This window comes from Streptomyces colwelliae (assembly GCF_048158785.1).
Taxonomy (GTDB): Bacteria; Actinomycetota; Actinomycetes; order Streptomycetales; family Streptomycetaceae; genus Streptomyces.
Genome location: NZ_JBLTJC010000059.1, coordinates 1 through 14,899, shown reverse-complemented (window position 1 = coordinate 14,899; position 14,899 = coordinate 1). Strand labels below are relative to the sequence as shown.

The window sequence follows — 14,899 nt, the reverse complement described above, 5'->3', positions numbered from 1 at the left end:
AATCGTGGAGAACCTGATTGCGCTGCTGGTAGCGGCGCCTCTGCTCGGAGCGGCCGTACTGCTGTGCGGCGGCCGTCGGCTCGACGCCGTCGGCCACTGGATCGGCACGGCCCTGTCGTCCGCCTCCTTCGTGATCGGTGTCGTCCTCTTCACCGACCTGCTGGGGAAGAACGCCGAGCACCGGACGCTCATGCAGCACCTGTGGACCTGGGTCCCCGTCGAGGGCTTCCAGGCGGACGTCGCCTTCCGCCTCGACCAGCTGTCGATGACCTTCGTCCTGCTGATCACCGGTGTCGGCTCGCTGATCCACCTGTACTCGATCGGGTACATGGAGCACGACGAGCGCCGGCGCCGTTTCTTCGGCTATCTGAACCTGTTCCTCGCGGCGATGCTGATCCTCGTCCTCGCCGACAACTACCTGCTCCTGTACGTCGGTTGGGAAGGCGTCGGTCTCGCCTCCTACCTGCTGATCGGCTTCTGGCAGCACAAGCCCAGCGCGGCGACCGCCGCGAAGAAGGCCTTCCTGGTCAACCGGGTCGGCGACATGGGCCTGTCGATCGCCATCATGCTGATGTTCACGACGTTCGGGACCTTCGCCTTCGGGCCGGTCCTCAGCCACGTCGGTGACGCCTCCGAGGGCAAGCTCACGGGCATCGCCCTGATGCTGCTGCTCGCGGCCTGCGGCAAGTCCGCCCAGGTGCCGCTCCAGTCCTGGCTCGGCGACGCGATGGAGGGCCCGACCCCGGTCTCGGCCCTCATCCACGCGGCGACCATGGTGACCGCGGGCGTGTACCTGATCGTCCGCTCCGGAGCGATCTTCAACGCCGCGCCGGACGCACAGCTCGTCGTCACCGTCGTCGGCGCCGTCACGCTCCTGTTCGGTGCGATCGTCGGTTGCGCGAAGGACGACATCAAGAAGGCGCTCGCCGGCTCGACCATGTCGCAGATCGGCTACATGGTCCTCGCCGCGGGCCTCGGCCCCATCGGCTACGTCTTCGCGATCATGCACCTGGTGACGCACGGCTTCTTCAAGGCCGGGCTGTTCCTCGGCGCCGGTTCGGTCATGCACGGCATGAACGACGAGGTCGACATGCGCAAGTACGGCGGCCTCAGGAAGTACATGCCGGTCACGTTCATCACCTTCGGACTCGGCTACCTCGCCATCATCGGCTTCCCGGGCCTGTCGGGCTTCTTCTCCAAGGACAAGATCATCGAGGCGGCCTTCGCGAAGGGCGGCGCCGAGGGCTGGATCCTCGGCGGCGCGGCCCTGCTGGGCGCGGCCATCACGGCGTACTACATGACGCGCGTGATGCTGATGACCTTCTTCGGGGAGAAGCGCTGGCAGCCCGACGAGAACGGCAACGAGCCGCACCCGCACGAGTCCCCGAAGACGATGACGATCCCGATGATCGTGCTGGCCTTCGGATCGGTCTTCGCCGGCGGGATCTTCGGCATCGGTGACCGCTTCCTGCACTGGCTGGAGCCCATCACCGGCCACGAGGAGGGCAACTCCCCGGTCAGCGCCCTGACGGTGACCCTGGCCACCATGGTGGTCCTGGTCGTCGGCGTCGCGATCGCCTGGGCGCAGTACGGCCGCCGACCCGTCCCGGCCGTCGCCCCGCGCGGGTCGCTGGTCACCCGGGCCGCCCGCCGCGACCTCCTCCAGGACGACTTCAACCACGTCGTCCTGGTGCGCGGCGGCGAGCACCTCACCCGCTCCCTGGTCTACGTCGACCACACCCTGGTCGACGGCGTCGTCAACGGCACGGCGGCCTCCATGGGCGGCCTCTCCGGAAGGCTGCGCAAGCTGCAGAACGGCTACGCGCGGTCGTACGCGGTCTCGATGTTCGGCGGTGCGGCCATCCTCGTCGCCGCGACCCTGCTGATGAGGGCGGTCTGATACCGATGTCCTTTCCCCTCCTGACAGCGACGGCGGCGCTCCCGGCCCTCGGGGCGGTCGCCACGGCCGCCGTCCCGGCCGCGCAGCGCACCGCCGCGAAATGGCTGGCGCTGCTCGTCTCGCTGGCGACGCTCGCGCTGGGCATCACGATCCTGGTGCGCTTCGACCCGGGCGGCGACCGCTACCAACTCACCGAATCGCACCCCTGGATCGCCGACTTCGGGGTCCGCTACGACCTGGGCGTGGACGGCATCGCGGTCGCGCTCATCGCGCTCACCGCCCTGCTGATCCCGTTCGTGATCCTGGCCGGCTGGCACGACGCCGACCCCCTGGAGACGGGCAACAAGCGCTGGCGGCCCACCCAGGGCTTCTTCGCTCTCATCCTTGCGGTGGAGGCGATGGTGATCATCTCCTTCGAGGCCACCGACGTCTTCCTCTTCTACATCTTCTTCGAAGCCATGCTGATCCCGATGTACTTCCTCATCGGCGGCTTCGGGGACCGGGCCCACGAGCACGGCGACGAGGCGGCGGCCACCCAACGGTCGTACGCGGCCGTCAAGTTCCTCCTCTACAACCTGGTCGGCGGGCTCATCATGCTGGCGGCCGTGATCGGCCTCTATGTGGTGGCCGGGAACTTCTCGCTCGCGGACATCGCGCAGGCGCGGGCCGACGGCACGCTGCACATGGCGACCAACACCGAACGCTGGCTGTTCCTGGGCTTCTTCTTCGCCTTCGCGGTGAAGGCGCCCCTGTGGCCGCTGCACACCTGGCTGCCCAACGCGATGGGCGAGGCGACGGCGCCGGTCGCCGTACTGATCACGGCAGTTGTCGACAAGGTCGGCACCTTCGCGATGCTCCGCTTCTGCCTCCAGCTGTTCCCGAACGCGAGCAAGTGGGCGACGCCCGTGATCCTCGTGCTCGCCGTGATCAGCATCATCTACGGCGCGCTGCTCGCGGTCGGGCAGCGGGACATCAAGCGGCTGGTGGCGTACGCGTCGATCTCGCACTTCGGGTTCATCGTGCTGGGCATCTTCGCGATGACCAGCCAGGGCCAGTCCGGCGCGACGCTCTACATGGTCAACCACGGTATTTCCACGGCCGCGTTGATGCTGGTCGCCGGATTCCTGATCTCGCGGCGCGGCTCGCGTCTGATCGCCGACTACGGAGGGGTGCAGAAAGTCGCCCCGGTGCTCGCGGGCACCTTCCTGATCGGCGGACTGGCCACGCTGTCGCTGCCGGGACTCGCGCCCTTCGTGAGTGAGTTCCTGGTCCTGGTCGGCACGTTCTCGCGCTACCCGGCGATCGGGATCATCGCCACCTTCGGCATCGTCCTCGCCGCGCTGTACACCCTCGTCCTCTACCAGCGGACGATGACCGGCCCGGTGAAGCCCGAGGTCGCCTCGATGCCGGACCTGCGCGCGCGTGAACTCGTCGTGGTCGCCCCGCTGATCGTGCTGCTGGTCTTCCTGGGCGTCTACCCGAAGCCCGTCACGGACATCGTGAACCCGTCGGTCAAGCAGACCTTGTCCGACGTGCACAAGAAGGATCCCAAGCCCTCGGTGGAGGCGGCCAAGTGAGCGCAACAGCCGTCCACAGCCTGTGGACAACGGCGGCAACAGCGGCCGACCCGATCTCGAAGATCGACGCCCCGAAGATCGAGTACTGGCAATTGTCGCCGACCTTGGTCATCCTCGGCGCGGCGCTCGTCGGGGTGCTGGTCGAGGCGTTCGTCCCGCGCAGAGCCCGTTACCTCACCCAGGTGCTCGTGTCCGCCGCGGCCCTGATCCTCGGCTTCGTGGCAGTGGTGCTGCTGGCGGCCGACGGATACGGCACCACCAAGGCGCACATCGCGGCGATGGGCGCGATCGCGGTCGACGGACCGTCCCTGTTCCTACAGGGCGTGATCCTGCTGTCCGGACTGGTCGGCCTGTTCACCTTCGCCGAGCGACGGCTCGACCCCGAGGCGCACGGCAACCGGGTCGACTCGTTCGCCGCGCAGGGCGCGTCCGTGCCCGGCAGTGACAGCGAGAAGGCCGCGGTCAAGGCCGGGTTCACCACCACCGAGGTCTTCCCGCTGCTGCTCTTCGCGGTCGCCGGCATGCTGGTCTTCCCGTCGGCCAACGACCTGTTGACCCTGTTCGTGGCCCTGGAAGTCTTCTCGCTCCCGCTCTACCTGCTGTGCGCCCTGGCCCGCCGCAAGCGGCTCCTCTCGCAGGAGGCCGCGGTCAAGTACTTCCTCCTCGGCGCCTTCGCCTCCGCGTTCACCCTGTTCGGCATCGCGCTGCTCTACGGCTACGCCGGCTCGATGTCGTACGCCACGATCGCGCAGGTCGTCGACGGCTCCATCACCAACATCAACCCGGCACTCGCGGACACCATGGGCAACGACGCGCTGCTGCTCATCGGCGGCGCGATGATCGTCATGGGGCTGCTGTTCAAGGTGGGCGCGGTGCCGTTCCACATGTGGACGCCGGACGTCTACCAGGGCGCGCCGACCCCGGTCACCGGCTTCATGGCGGCCGCGACCAAGGTGGCCGCCTTCGGAGCGCTGCTCCGGCTGCTCTACGTCGTGCTGCCGGGCCTGCGCTGGGACTGGCGGCCCGTCATGTGGGGCGTGGCGGTCATCACGATGCTGGGCGGCGCGATCGTCGCGATCACCCAGACCGACATCAAGCGGCTGCTGGCCTACTCGTCGATCGCGCACGCGGGATTCATCCTCGCGGGTGTCATCGCGACCACCCGGGACGGCGTCTCGTCCGTGCTCTTCTACCTGGGCGCGTACTCGTTCGTGACGATCGGCGCGTTCGCGGTCGTCACCCTCGTACGGGACGCCGGCGGCGAGGCGACGCACCTGTCCAAGTGGGCGGGGCTCGGACGTAGGTCTCCACTCGTCGCGGCGGTGTTCGCGGTGTTCCTGCTGTCCTTCGCGGGCATTCCGCTGACGGCCGGCTTCGCCGGGAAGTTCGCCGTGTTCAAGGCGGCGGCGGAGGGCGGCGCGGCCCCGCTGGTCGTGGTCGGTGTGCTCTCCTCCGCCATCGCGGCGTTCTTCTACATCCGCGTGATCGTGCTCATGTTCTTCAGCGAGCCGAAGCCCGACGGACCCACCGTCGCGGTCCCGTCCCCGCTGACCATGGCGACGATCGGGGTGGCCGTCGCGGCCACGCTCGTCCTCGGTGTGGCCCCGCAGTACTTCCTGGACCTGGCGAACCAGGCCGGAGTGTTCGTGCGCTGAGCGCAGGCCGAAGGCCCCGGTTCCCTTCGAGGGGGCCGGGGCCTTCGCGTACGTGCGGTCAGACCGTCGGGCAGACGACCTCGGGGTTCCACGCGGCGAACAGGCCCGCCGGGTTGGGCTTGTAGAGCCAGGCGTGCAGGGTGAAGTAGCCGGGCAGCTGGCCCTTCTGGAAGGTCTGCCCGAACAGCGTCGGCGCGGTCTGGCCCGTGTCCTTCACGACCCACTCCACCGCGACCAGCTTGCGCGAGCCGCCGCTGGACGTGCCGGTGTACTTGTCGTTGAAGCCGTCCGCGTACACGAGGGCCGCCGGCTTCTGCGGATCGACCGAGTCGATGTTCGCCGGGTTGACGTAGTGGTAGCCCATGCCGCCCTCGGTGGGGTCGGCGACGCAGGTGTCGGTGCGTGCGTATCCGCCGGCCGCCGCGAACCCCTCGTACCCGTACTTGGCGGTGGCTTGGGTCGTTTTGCTCAGCTCGGTCCAGGCGGACGGGTCGGGGTCGGGCGCGGCGTGGGCCGGAGCGGCGGTCAGCGCGAAGGCCGCGGCCGTCGCCACCGCGAGGGCGGTCTTGACGGCGCTCCGCAGAGGCCGAGAGGACCGAGAGGACCGAGGGGACATGGTGGGGCTCCTTGGACTTTCGGGAGGCGTCCGCACGCACGGCGCGCCGTCCGTTCGGGGCGTGGCGGGCCTCCGCGGTCCCGCCCCAGCAGCATGTTCCGGCCGTACCGGTCGCGCCATGTGACGGGAGCCATCCGACTGACCACACCCGGTCACCGCCATCAGCCTGTGGATAACTCCGACGCTGTCAGCGCGGAGCCCTATCGTGGACGCAGTGGTCGAGGGACGACGTACGGGGGACGAGCGATGCACGGGATGGGCGGGACGGTTGTGACGACCGAAGTACGGACGCCGGCGGCACAGGGCGAGAGCGAGGCACTGGCCACGCTCCACCGCGTCTTCGGCTACGACAGCTTCCGCGGCGAGCAGGAAGAGGTCATCGAGCACGTGGTGGCGGGCGGCGACGCCGTCGTCCTCATGCCGACCGGCGGCGGCAAGTCGTTGTGCTACCAGATCCCGTCCCTGGTCAGATCCGGTACGGGAGTCGTCGTCTCGCCGCTGATCGCGCTGATGCAGGACCAGGTGGACGCGCTGCGGGCGCTCGGGGTGCGCGCCGGGTTCATGAACTCGACGCAGGACTTCGACGAGCGGCGCGTGGTCGAGGCGGAGTTCCTCGCCGGCGAGCTGGACCTGATCTATCTCGCGCCGGAGCGGCTGCGGCTCGACGCCACGCTGAATCTGCTCTCGCGCGGCAAGATCTCGGTGTTCGCGATCGACGAGGCGCACTGCGTGTCCTCGTGGGGTCACGACTTCCGCCCCGACTATCTGTCCCTCTCGGTGCTCGGCGAGCGGTGGCCGGACGTCCCGCGGATCGCGCTCACGGCGACGGCCACGGACGCGACGCACAAGGAGATCACCCAGCGGCTGAACATGCCGAGCGCCCGGCACTTCGTGGCGAGCTTCGACCGGCCCAACATCCAGTACCGGATCGTGCCCAAGGCCGACCCCAAGAAGCAGCTGCTGAGCTTCCTGCGCGAGGAGCACGCGGGCGACGCGGGCATCGTGTACTGCCTGTCGCGCAGGTCCGTCGACACGACCGCCGAGTTCCTCTCGCGCAACGGCATCGAGGCGGTGCCCTACCACGCGGGCCTGGACTCGGGCACGCGCGCGGCGCACCAGTCCCGGTTCCTGCGCGAGGACGGCCTGATCGTCGTCGCGACCATCGCCTTCGGCATGGGCATCGACAAGCCGGACGTACGGTTCGTCGCCCACCTCGACCTGCCCAAGTCGGTGGAGGGCTACTACCAGGAGACGGGTCGTGCGGGGCGTGACGGAATGCCCTCCACGGCATGGATGGCGTACGGCCTGAACGACGTCATACAACAGCGCAAGATGATCCAGTCCAGCGAGGGTGACGAGGCGTTCCGCCGCCGGGCCGCCTCCCACCTGGAGGCCATGCTCGCGCTGTGCGAGACCGCACAGTGCCGGCGCGGTCAACTCCTCGCCTACTTCGGGCAGGACCCGGACGCGGCGGGCTGCGGCAACTGCGACACCTGCCTCACCCCGCCCGAGACCTGGGACGGCACGGTCGCCGCGCAGAAGGTGCTGTCGACGGTGGTGCGGCTCCAGCGGGAGCGCGGCCAGAAGTTCGGCGCCCTTCAGATCGTCGACATCCTCATGGGGCGCCGGTCGGCCAAGGTGATCCAGTTCGACCACGACCAGCTGTCCGTGTTCGGCATCGGCCAGGACCTGGCCGAGGGTGAATGGCGGGGCGTCGTACGGCAGTTGCTGGCACAGGGGCTGCTCGCGGTCGAGGGGGAGTACGGCACGCTGGTGCTCACCGAGGCGAGCGGCACGGTGCTGCGGCGCGAGCGGGAGGTGCCGCTGCGCAAGGAACCGAAGAAGCCGGCGGGCTCCTCGCGGTCGGGGTCGTCGTCCTCGGGCCGGGGCGAGCGCAAGGCCAAGGCCGCTGCGGTGGAGTTGCCCGAGGCGTTGCAGCCCGCCTTCGAGGCGCTGCGCGCCTGGCGTGCGGAACAGGCCCGTGAGCAGGGAGTTCCGGCGTACGTCATCTTCCACGACGCCACGCTGCGGGAGATCGCGACGGTCTGGCCGACGTCGGTGGGGCAGCTCGGGGAGATCAGCGGGGTCGGCGAGAAGAAGCTGGCGACGTACGGGGAGGGCGTGATCGAGGTGCTGGCGGGGCTGGGTGAGGCTCCGGCCGTGGCTCCGGCTCCGGCTGCGGTGCAAGTGCCGGCACCGGCAAAGGCACAGGCGTCGGCACCCGCGCCGGGCCGGGCGGCGAAGGATGTTGACCCCGGTGCGGACTACTGGCCGGAGATGGATGAGGAGCCGGAGCCCGAGGACTGGATGTAGCGGCTGGAGCCCGAGGACTGGATTGGGGGCCGGGACCGGGGTGCGGGGACCCCGATAGGGCCCTCGGAACAGAGCCCAGCCCGGTAGGGCGCCCGGAACAGGGCCCAGCCCGGTAGGGCCCTCAGCCCAAGGCCGTGAGCCCGGGTGCGAACACGATCAGCAGGGGCAGCAAGGGGACCAGGGTCGCCACCGTGGTCGTCAGGGCGCGGTGACGGCGGCCGAGCCTCGGGCTGGGGTCCAGGAGGCGGTTGACGCGTTCGCCGAGGAGGCGGTGGCTGGAGGCGCAGGAGAGGACGCCTCGGTGGTTGTTCAGCTCGATGAGGGCCAACGCCGTGGTCAGGTGGCCGCACTGGCGGGAGGCCGTGTCGTCGGCGGCCAGCTCGACCAGGCGGTGGGTCTGGTCGCAGAAGTGGGCGAACAGGGGGACGTGCGGGAAGCCGGAGGCCAGCGCGGTCGACAGGTGCAGCAGCCAGTCGTGGTGGGCGCGGGCGTGACCGCGTTCGTGGGTGAGGACCGCGTCGAGCTGGTGGCCGGTGAGACGGTGCAACGCGCCTGTGGTGACGACGAGTTGGGGCGGATGGCCGGGCATCCACCAGGCGTCCGGGTACTCGTCCTCCAGGACCAGGAGGGGGCCGCGCGCCGGGGGCAGGCCGGCCGGCAGGTCGGGGGCGCGCTCGCGCAGGTGCGCGCGGGCCTGGCCGCGACGGCGGCGGGCCTCGGCGAGTTCGCGGGCCAGCATCGCGGTGGTCCAGGCGGCGCCGCAGGCCAGTGACAGCGTGAGGGCGACCGCCCAGACGGGGGCGGCGGAGAGGTCGTAGGCCGCGGTGACGGCCGGGGGAGCGGGGGCGAAGACATGATCGCGGACGGTGTGGAAGACGGCGGCGGCGCCCAGGACCAGGGCGGCCAGGCAGCACAGCAGGACCGTGGCGACCAGGCACTGCCACACCCACAGGCCGACGACGGGTTCCCGTTCGGGCCACATGGCCCGGGTCAGCGCGCGCGGAGCCGGCACGGCGGCCGAGAGGGCGACGACGCTCAGCAGGAGCAGGCAGACAGTCATGCCACGGGCTCCGGATCCTGGTCAACGGAACGAACAGAGGGAACGGGCGGAACGGAACGAACAGAAGGCGCGGGTGCGGCTGTACCCGAGGGCGGGTACACGCCATGTGTGCCGCCCGCCGTCAGTATGACTGCACGGGCGGCTGGAGTCAGGTGTACGGAGACCACCGGACTCATCCCGCCCGCCGGCCCTCGTGCCTCGGACCCCGCCGACCGCGCCGTCTCAGTCCCGCGCCACGATCCGCCCGGTGACCTCGCCCAGACCCACCCGCGTGCCGTCCGCGCCCGGGGCCCACGCCGACAGCGTGACCACGTCCCCGTCCTCCAGGAACGTCCGCTTGCCGTCCGGGAGTTCGAGGGTGTCGCGGCCGTTCCAGGTCAGCTCAAGCAGCGAGCCGCGCTCGCGTTCCGCCGGCCCGCTGACCGTGCCCGAGCCGTACAGGTCGCCGGTGCGCAGGGAGGCGCCGTTGGCCGTCATCTGGGCGAGTTGCTGGGCGGCGGTCCAGTACATGGTGGAGAACGGCGGCTCGGACACCGTGTGGCCGTTGATCGCGACGGAGATGCGCAGGTCGTAGCCGCCGGGTTCCTCGGCCGAGTCGTTCAGGTAGGGAAGGAGTTCATGGGTGCGCTCCGGGGGTGCCACCCGCGACTCCTCCAGGGCGTCCAGCGGGGTGATCCACGCCGACACCGACGTGGCGAAGGACTTGCCGAGGAACGGGCCGAGGGGGACGTACTCCCAGGCCTGGATGTCGCGTGCCGACCAGTCGTTGAGGAGGCACAGGCCGAAGACGTGCTCGCGGAAGTCGGCGAGCGCCACCGGCTCGCCCATCGTCGAGGGCGCCCCGACGACGAAGCCGACCTCCGCCTCGATGTCCAGGCGGATCGACGGGCCGAAGACGGGCGCGGGGTCGGCCGGGGACTTGCGCTGACCGGAGGGCCGTACGACATCCGTGTCCGAGACCACGATCGTGCCGGAGCGGCCGTGGTAACCGATCGGCAGGTGCTTCCAGTTGGGGGTCAGCGAGTCCGGGGCGTCGGGGCGGAAGATGCGGCCGACGTTCCGGGCGTGGTTCTCCGAGGCGTAGAAGTCGACGTAGTCCGCGACCTCGAAGGGGAGGTGCAGGGTCACCGCCGAGAGCGGGTGGAGGTACGGGGTGATCGTCTCCTGGTGGGACGGGACCGTCACCCACGCGGTCAGCGCGCGGCGGACGTCCGACCAGGCGGTGTGGCCCGCCGCGAGCAGGGGGTTGAGGGTGGGGTGCGCCAGGAGGGAGACGTACGGCGAGCCGAGCGCCTCCGCTGCCGCGCCCGCGTCGAGCACGTGGTCGCCGAGCCGGACGCCGACGGTCCGTCCGTCCGAGCCGACGGGCGAGAAGACGCCGTAGGGAAGGTTGTGCGGGCCGAAGGGGTCGCCCTCGGGAAGATCGAAGGGGGGCATGGGTGCTGCCTCACTCTCGTACGTACTCGCATGTGGCCGCGCCACACGTTACGGGTGAGTTGCGGGAACCGGCAGTGTCTAAAGAGTTCGCAATGTCCGAAAAGGCCTTGTCGGAAGGGGCAATTCCGGCTTAGCGTCCTTTGGGGGACACGGACGGGGTGGGTCCGGTCCGTAGGGGGGACACGTGGGGGGACCCGTGGCCAAGCGCACCAGCGGCGTGCCTTTCGAGGCCGACCGCGAAGTGCCGGGCCTGATCGTGAAGTTCGGCGACTATCCGCTGCATCACGGCGGGGTGGGTGCGATCCGGAGTCTGGGGCGCCTCGGCGTGCCGATGTATGCGATCACGGAGGACCGTTACACGCCGGCGGCCGCGTCCCGTTATCTGAAGCGCGCGTTCGTGTGGCCGACGACCGGCACGGAGGAACCCGGGCGACTGGTGGAGGGTCTGCTGCGCATCGGGCGCCGTATCGGCCGGCCCGCCGTCCTCATCCCCACCGACGAGGAGGCCGCCGTCCTGATCGCCGAGCACCAGGACGCGCTCGGCACCCGCTTCCTCTTCCCGCGCGTGGAACCGAAGCTGCCGCGTCACCTCGCGAGCAAACAGGGCCTGCACGAACTCTGCGTGGAACACGGCATATCCAGCCCCGCGGCGGCCTTCCCGCAGTCGTACGACGACATCGTCGAGTTCGCCGAGAAGGCCCGCTTCCCGATCGTGGCCAAGAACAGGGAGGCGTTCGTGCGGCGCTCCCGGCCGGCCGTCAACGGCACGACGAGGATCGCTACCCGCGAGGGGCTGCTCACGCTGGCCCGGGACTGGGGCGAGCACCCCGGGGTGATCCTCCAGGAGTACCTGCCGAGGGAGGAGGCCGAGGACTGGATCGTGCACGCCTACTTCGACCAGGATTCGACGCCGCTCGCCCTGTTCACCGGCGTCAAGGTGCGCTCCTGGCCGCCGCACGCGGGCATGACGGCAAATGCATATGTAGTCGACAATCCGGAACTCGCGGATCTCGCCGCACGTTTCATCAAACAGATCGGCTTCACCGGCATCATCGACCTCGACCTGCGCTTCGACCGGCGCGACGGTCAGTACAAACTGCTCGACTTCAACCCCCGCATGGGCGCCCAGTTCCGGCTCTTCGAGAACGAGTCGGGGGTGGACGTCGTCCGCGCCATGCACCTCGACCTGACCGGCCGCGCTGTCCCGGAGGGGGAGCAGCGCGCCGGCCACCGGTACATCGTGGAGAACATCGACCTGCCCGCCCTCCTCGCCTACCGCCGCAGCGGCTATACGACGCCGCACGCGCCGGCGCGGGCGAGCGGGACGGAGCTGGCCTGGCTCGCGGGTGACGATCCGCGGCCGTTCTTCATGATGCTGGCCCGCTTCGTGCGGCCGGGCGCGAAGCACCTGTATCAGCTGTGGCGCACCAACCGCCGTGGCAGCGGCACCAGTAGGAACGAGCACTAGTAGGAACCAGCACCAGTAGGAACTAGCACTAGCCAGTGACCCCTGGCAGCAGCACCAGCACGAAGTGACGAATTGAACGTCCTGGGGAGGGACTTCGTGATTCAACCGGTAGCAGTCATCGGCGCCGGGCCGTTCGGCCTGTCCACCGCCGCGCATCTGCGGGCGCGCGGCATTCCGGTCCGTGTCTTCGGCGAGCCCATGGTCAGCTGGCGCGACAACATGCCCGCCGGAATGCTCCTGAAGTCGACGCCCGCCGCCTCCAACCTCGATGCCCCGCAGCCCGGCCACAACCTCGTCGACTACTGCGACGCGGCCGGCATCCCCCGCCTGGTCACCGACGAGGACATCATCCCGGTGGAGACCTTCATCGGCTACGGCGAGTGGTTCCAGCAGAAGCTGGTGCCCGAGCTGGAGCGGGTGCGGGTCGTCTCCGTGGACCGGAAAGCGGGTCCGAACGGGGATCGGAACGGGGATCGGAACGGGGATCGGGACAAGGGCGGCGGCTTCGAACTCAAGCTGGATTCAGGGGAGTTGTTCACGGCCCGGGCGGTCGTCGTGGCGACCGGGCTGTACGGCCTCGCCCATCTCCCGCCGGAGCTGGCCGCGGCGGCGGTCGACGGACCGGCGCCCACCGGCCCCGTCTCGCACAGTTCGCAGCACCACGACCTGAGCAGGTTCAAGGGCAAGGAGCTGATCGTCGTCGGCGCCGGGCAGTCCGCCCTGGAGACGGCGGCGTTGGCGGCGGAGGCGGGCGCGAGCGTGCGGATCGTCTCGCGCGGGCACGGCCGGGTGGCCTTCGGCGCACCTCCGTGGAAGCAGCCGAAGCTGCGCCCCGAGTCGCCGTTCGGGCGGGCATGGTCGCTGTGGGCGCTGAGCTACTACCCCCAGCCGTACCGCTACCTCCCCGAGCAGACCCGGCACTACCTGGTCCGCCGGGTGCTCGGACCGCTCGGTGCGTGGTGGCTGCGCGAGCGGTTCGAGGGGAAGGTGCAGGTCAGCGAGGTCGAGCGGATCGTGCGGGCGGAGGCGGGCGGGGGCGCGGGCGCGGCGAACGGCGGCCCGGTACTCACCGTCGCGGCGCCGGGCGGAGGGACGCGGCAACTCACCGCCGATCACGTCATATCCGCGACGGGGTACCGGGTCGACATCGCGGCGATGGACTTCCTCGGGCATGAGCTGCGCACCCAGCTGGCGGTGAGCCGGGGTACGCCGAAGCTCGGCGCCGGGTATGTGTCCTCGGTGCCGGGGGTCTACTTCACGGGGCTGCCGGCGGCGTCGTCGTACGGGCCGGTGATGCGGTTCGTGTGCGGGACGGAGTTCGCGTCGCCGAGGCTGGCGAAGCATCTGGCGTCCGCGCACGGGTAGTTGGCGACCGGGTGGTTGCGACGGAGGCTCAGCTCGTGACGGACCGGGCGACGCGGAAGCCCACGTCGTCCACCCGGAAGGTCGGGTGGCTGCGGCGGCGCACGGAAGCGCGGCAGCTCCAGTGCTCGTCGAACCAGCCGCCGCCGCGCAGTACCCGGTAGGTGCCGTAGACCTCGGGGTCGTAGAGGTCCCAGCACCACTCCCACACGTTGCCCAGCATGTCGTGCAGGCCCCACGGGTTGGGCAGCCGGCCGCCCGGTTCGTGGGGGCGCTCCTCGGAGTTGCCGCGGTGCCAGGCGATGTCGTCGAGGGGGCCGTAGCGGGGGCCGCTCGTCCCCGCCCGGCACGCGTACTCCCACTCGGCCTCGGTGGGGAGGCGGTAGCCGTCGGTCGAGGGGTCGCGTAGGAGGGGTTCGCCTTGGGCGTCGAAGTCGTACGCCGGGGTCAACTCCTCTTGCTGGGAAAGGGAGTTGCAGAAGAGCACCGCGTCCCGCCACGACACGGTCTCCACGGGGAGGCGGTCGCTGCCCTGTGCGGTGCTCGGGCGCTCGCCGGTGACCTGGGCGTACTGCTCCTGGGTGACGGGGAGGGTGCCGAGGTGGAAGGGGGCGAGGTCGACCGTCCAACTGCGTTGCGTGCGGCGGTCGGAGAGGGTGACCTGGCCGGACGGGATGAGGGTGAGGTCGATGTGGGTGGTCGTGCCCATGTGTTACGTCAGCTCCGTCAGCATCGGGCGTAGGCGGGCGGCGAGTTGGGGGTCGGAGAGGTTCAGTTCGGCTGCGGTGGCTGTGATCGTCGCGGTGAGCGCGCGGCGGAGTTCGGGGTCCGTGAGGGAGCGGACGAGGGTGGACTCCAGTGGGGCGGTGACCTCGTCCGGCAACAGGTGGGCGCCCTTCGAGTAGGCGGTGGGGAGGTCCAGGCGTAGGCAGGCCAGGGTGATCAGCTGGTCGCGCAGGGCGTTGATCCAGTGCGCCGCCTGCCAACTGCGGCCCCGTTCAAGGCAGATGCGGGCGTGCAGGGCGTGGTGCCAGGCGAAGCCGATGACTGTGTTGCGGTCGGGCGGGGGGAACTGCGGCTGGGCGTGCGGGGTGCCGAAGAGTGTGCGCCATTGCGGGCCCCGGGCGCCGAACTCGGGCTCCGGGGTGAAGGTGATGTCCAGTTCCACCCACCCCGGCAGCAGGAAGACGCGGATGACGCCGGTGCCACCCGTGCCCAGGTCCCATTGGTGCCGGGCGTCGAACTCGTCGTAGATCCACGTCGTCCACCCGCGTACTGCCTCGGCGACCTCGCCCCGCACGGCCAACACGATGTCCGTGTCCGACCAGCGGTCACCCGTGCCGGTGGCGTGCGAACCGGTGTAGGCGAAGCCGATGATGGAGTCGTCGGCCTCGGCGTGGGCGAGGAGTTGGGCGCGGGTGCGGTCGCGTTGTTCGGTTGTGAACATGCCTAGATGATGCATTCCGAGGGGCAGTGCTGATCACTGGTTGGCGGGTTGGCGGGTTGGCGGG

General features: G+C 70.1%; 11 protein-coding genes. 6 read left to right on the top strand and 5 right to left on the bottom strand.

The window, feature by feature from the left end:
• Window positions 1-4 precede the first annotated feature (4 nt).
• Genes nuoL through nuoN form a run of 3 tightly spaced genes read left to right on the top strand, consistent with a single transcriptional unit; the run spans window position 5 to window position 5,132 of the window.
• A complete protein-coding gene (nuoL, locus tag ACNFOC_RS15050) occupies window positions 5-1,900 on the top strand; it encodes an NADH-quinone oxidoreductase subunit L (protein ID WP_416959617.1) in 1,896 nt (631 codons plus the stop codon).
• A 5-nt stretch (window positions 1,901-1,905) separates the two neighbouring features.
• Window positions 1,906-3,477: an NADH-quinone oxidoreductase subunit M gene (locus tag ACNFOC_RS15045; RefSeq protein WP_416959616.1), complete on the top strand. Its 1,572-nt coding sequence runs from the start codon at window positions 1,906-1,908 to the stop codon at window positions 3,475-3,477.
• Entirely contained in the window at window positions 3,474-5,132 is a 1,659-nt protein-coding gene (gene nuoN, locus ACNFOC_RS15040; protein ID WP_416959615.1) for an NADH-quinone oxidoreductase subunit NuoN, read from the top strand. Before ACNFOC_RS15045 ends, nuoN begins: the two co-directional genes overlap by 4 nt.
• 58 nt (window positions 5,133-5,190) lie before the next feature.
• Here the strand turns inward: nuoN and ACNFOC_RS15035 are convergent, their stop codons facing one another.
• Window positions 5,191-5,748, bottom strand: a complete 558-nt coding sequence (locus ACNFOC_RS15035; protein ID WP_416959614.1) for a hypothetical protein — start codon at window positions 5,746-5,748, stop codon at window positions 5,191-5,193.
• Window positions 5,749-6,003: 255 nt separating this feature from the next.
• Here ACNFOC_RS15035 and recQ point away from each other — a divergent pair, with 255 nt between their 5' ends.
• Window positions 6,004-8,061 (top strand): DNA helicase RecQ, encoded by a 2,058-nt coding sequence (gene recQ / locus ACNFOC_RS15030; protein WP_416959613.1) that lies wholly within the window; start codon window positions 6,004-6,006, stop codon window positions 8,059-8,061.
• Window positions 8,062-8,182: 121 nt separating this feature from the next.
• Here recQ and ACNFOC_RS15025 read toward each other — a convergent pair whose 3' ends face one another.
• Together ACNFOC_RS15025 and fahA are read right to left on the bottom strand one after the other, a co-directional pair.
• Window positions 8,183-9,121 carry a M56 family metallopeptidase gene (locus ACNFOC_RS15025; RefSeq protein WP_416959612.1) on the bottom strand — a complete coding sequence of 313 codons (939 nt, stop codon included), beginning with the start codon at window positions 9,119-9,121 and terminating at the stop codon, window positions 8,183-8,185.
• Between the two features lie 222 nt (window positions 9,122-9,343).
• Window positions 9,344-10,558, bottom strand: coding sequence for a fumarylacetoacetase (fahA, locus tag ACNFOC_RS15020; RefSeq protein WP_416959611.1), 1,215 nt, complete (start codon window positions 10,556-10,558; stop codon window positions 9,344-9,346).
• Window positions 10,559-10,775: 217 nt separating this feature from the next.
• Between fahA and ACNFOC_RS15015 the strand changes: the two genes are divergently transcribed.
• Together ACNFOC_RS15015 and ACNFOC_RS15010 are read left to right on the top strand one after the other, a co-directional pair.
• A complete protein-coding gene (locus ACNFOC_RS15015) occupies window positions 10,776-12,026 on the top strand; it encodes a carboxylate--amine ligase (RefSeq protein WP_416959638.1) in 1,251 nt (416 codons plus the stop codon).
• Window positions 12,027-12,122: 96 nt separating this feature from the next.
• Window positions 12,123-13,391, top strand: coding sequence for an NAD(P)-binding domain-containing protein (locus ACNFOC_RS15010; protein WP_416959610.1), 1,269 nt, complete (start codon window positions 12,123-12,125; stop codon window positions 13,389-13,391).
• A 28-nt stretch (window positions 13,392-13,419) separates the two neighbouring features.
• Here ACNFOC_RS15010 and ACNFOC_RS15005 read toward each other — a convergent pair whose 3' ends face one another.
• Entirely contained in the window at window positions 13,420-14,097 is a 678-nt protein-coding gene (locus tag ACNFOC_RS15005; RefSeq protein ID WP_416959609.1) for a formylglycine-generating enzyme family protein, read from the bottom strand.
• A 3-nt stretch (window positions 14,098-14,100) separates the two neighbouring features.
• Window positions 14,101-14,835: a hypothetical protein gene (locus ACNFOC_RS15000; protein WP_416959608.1), complete on the bottom strand. Its 735-nt coding sequence runs from the start codon at window positions 14,833-14,835 to the stop codon at window positions 14,101-14,103.
• Window positions 14,836-14,899 lie beyond the last annotated feature (64 nt).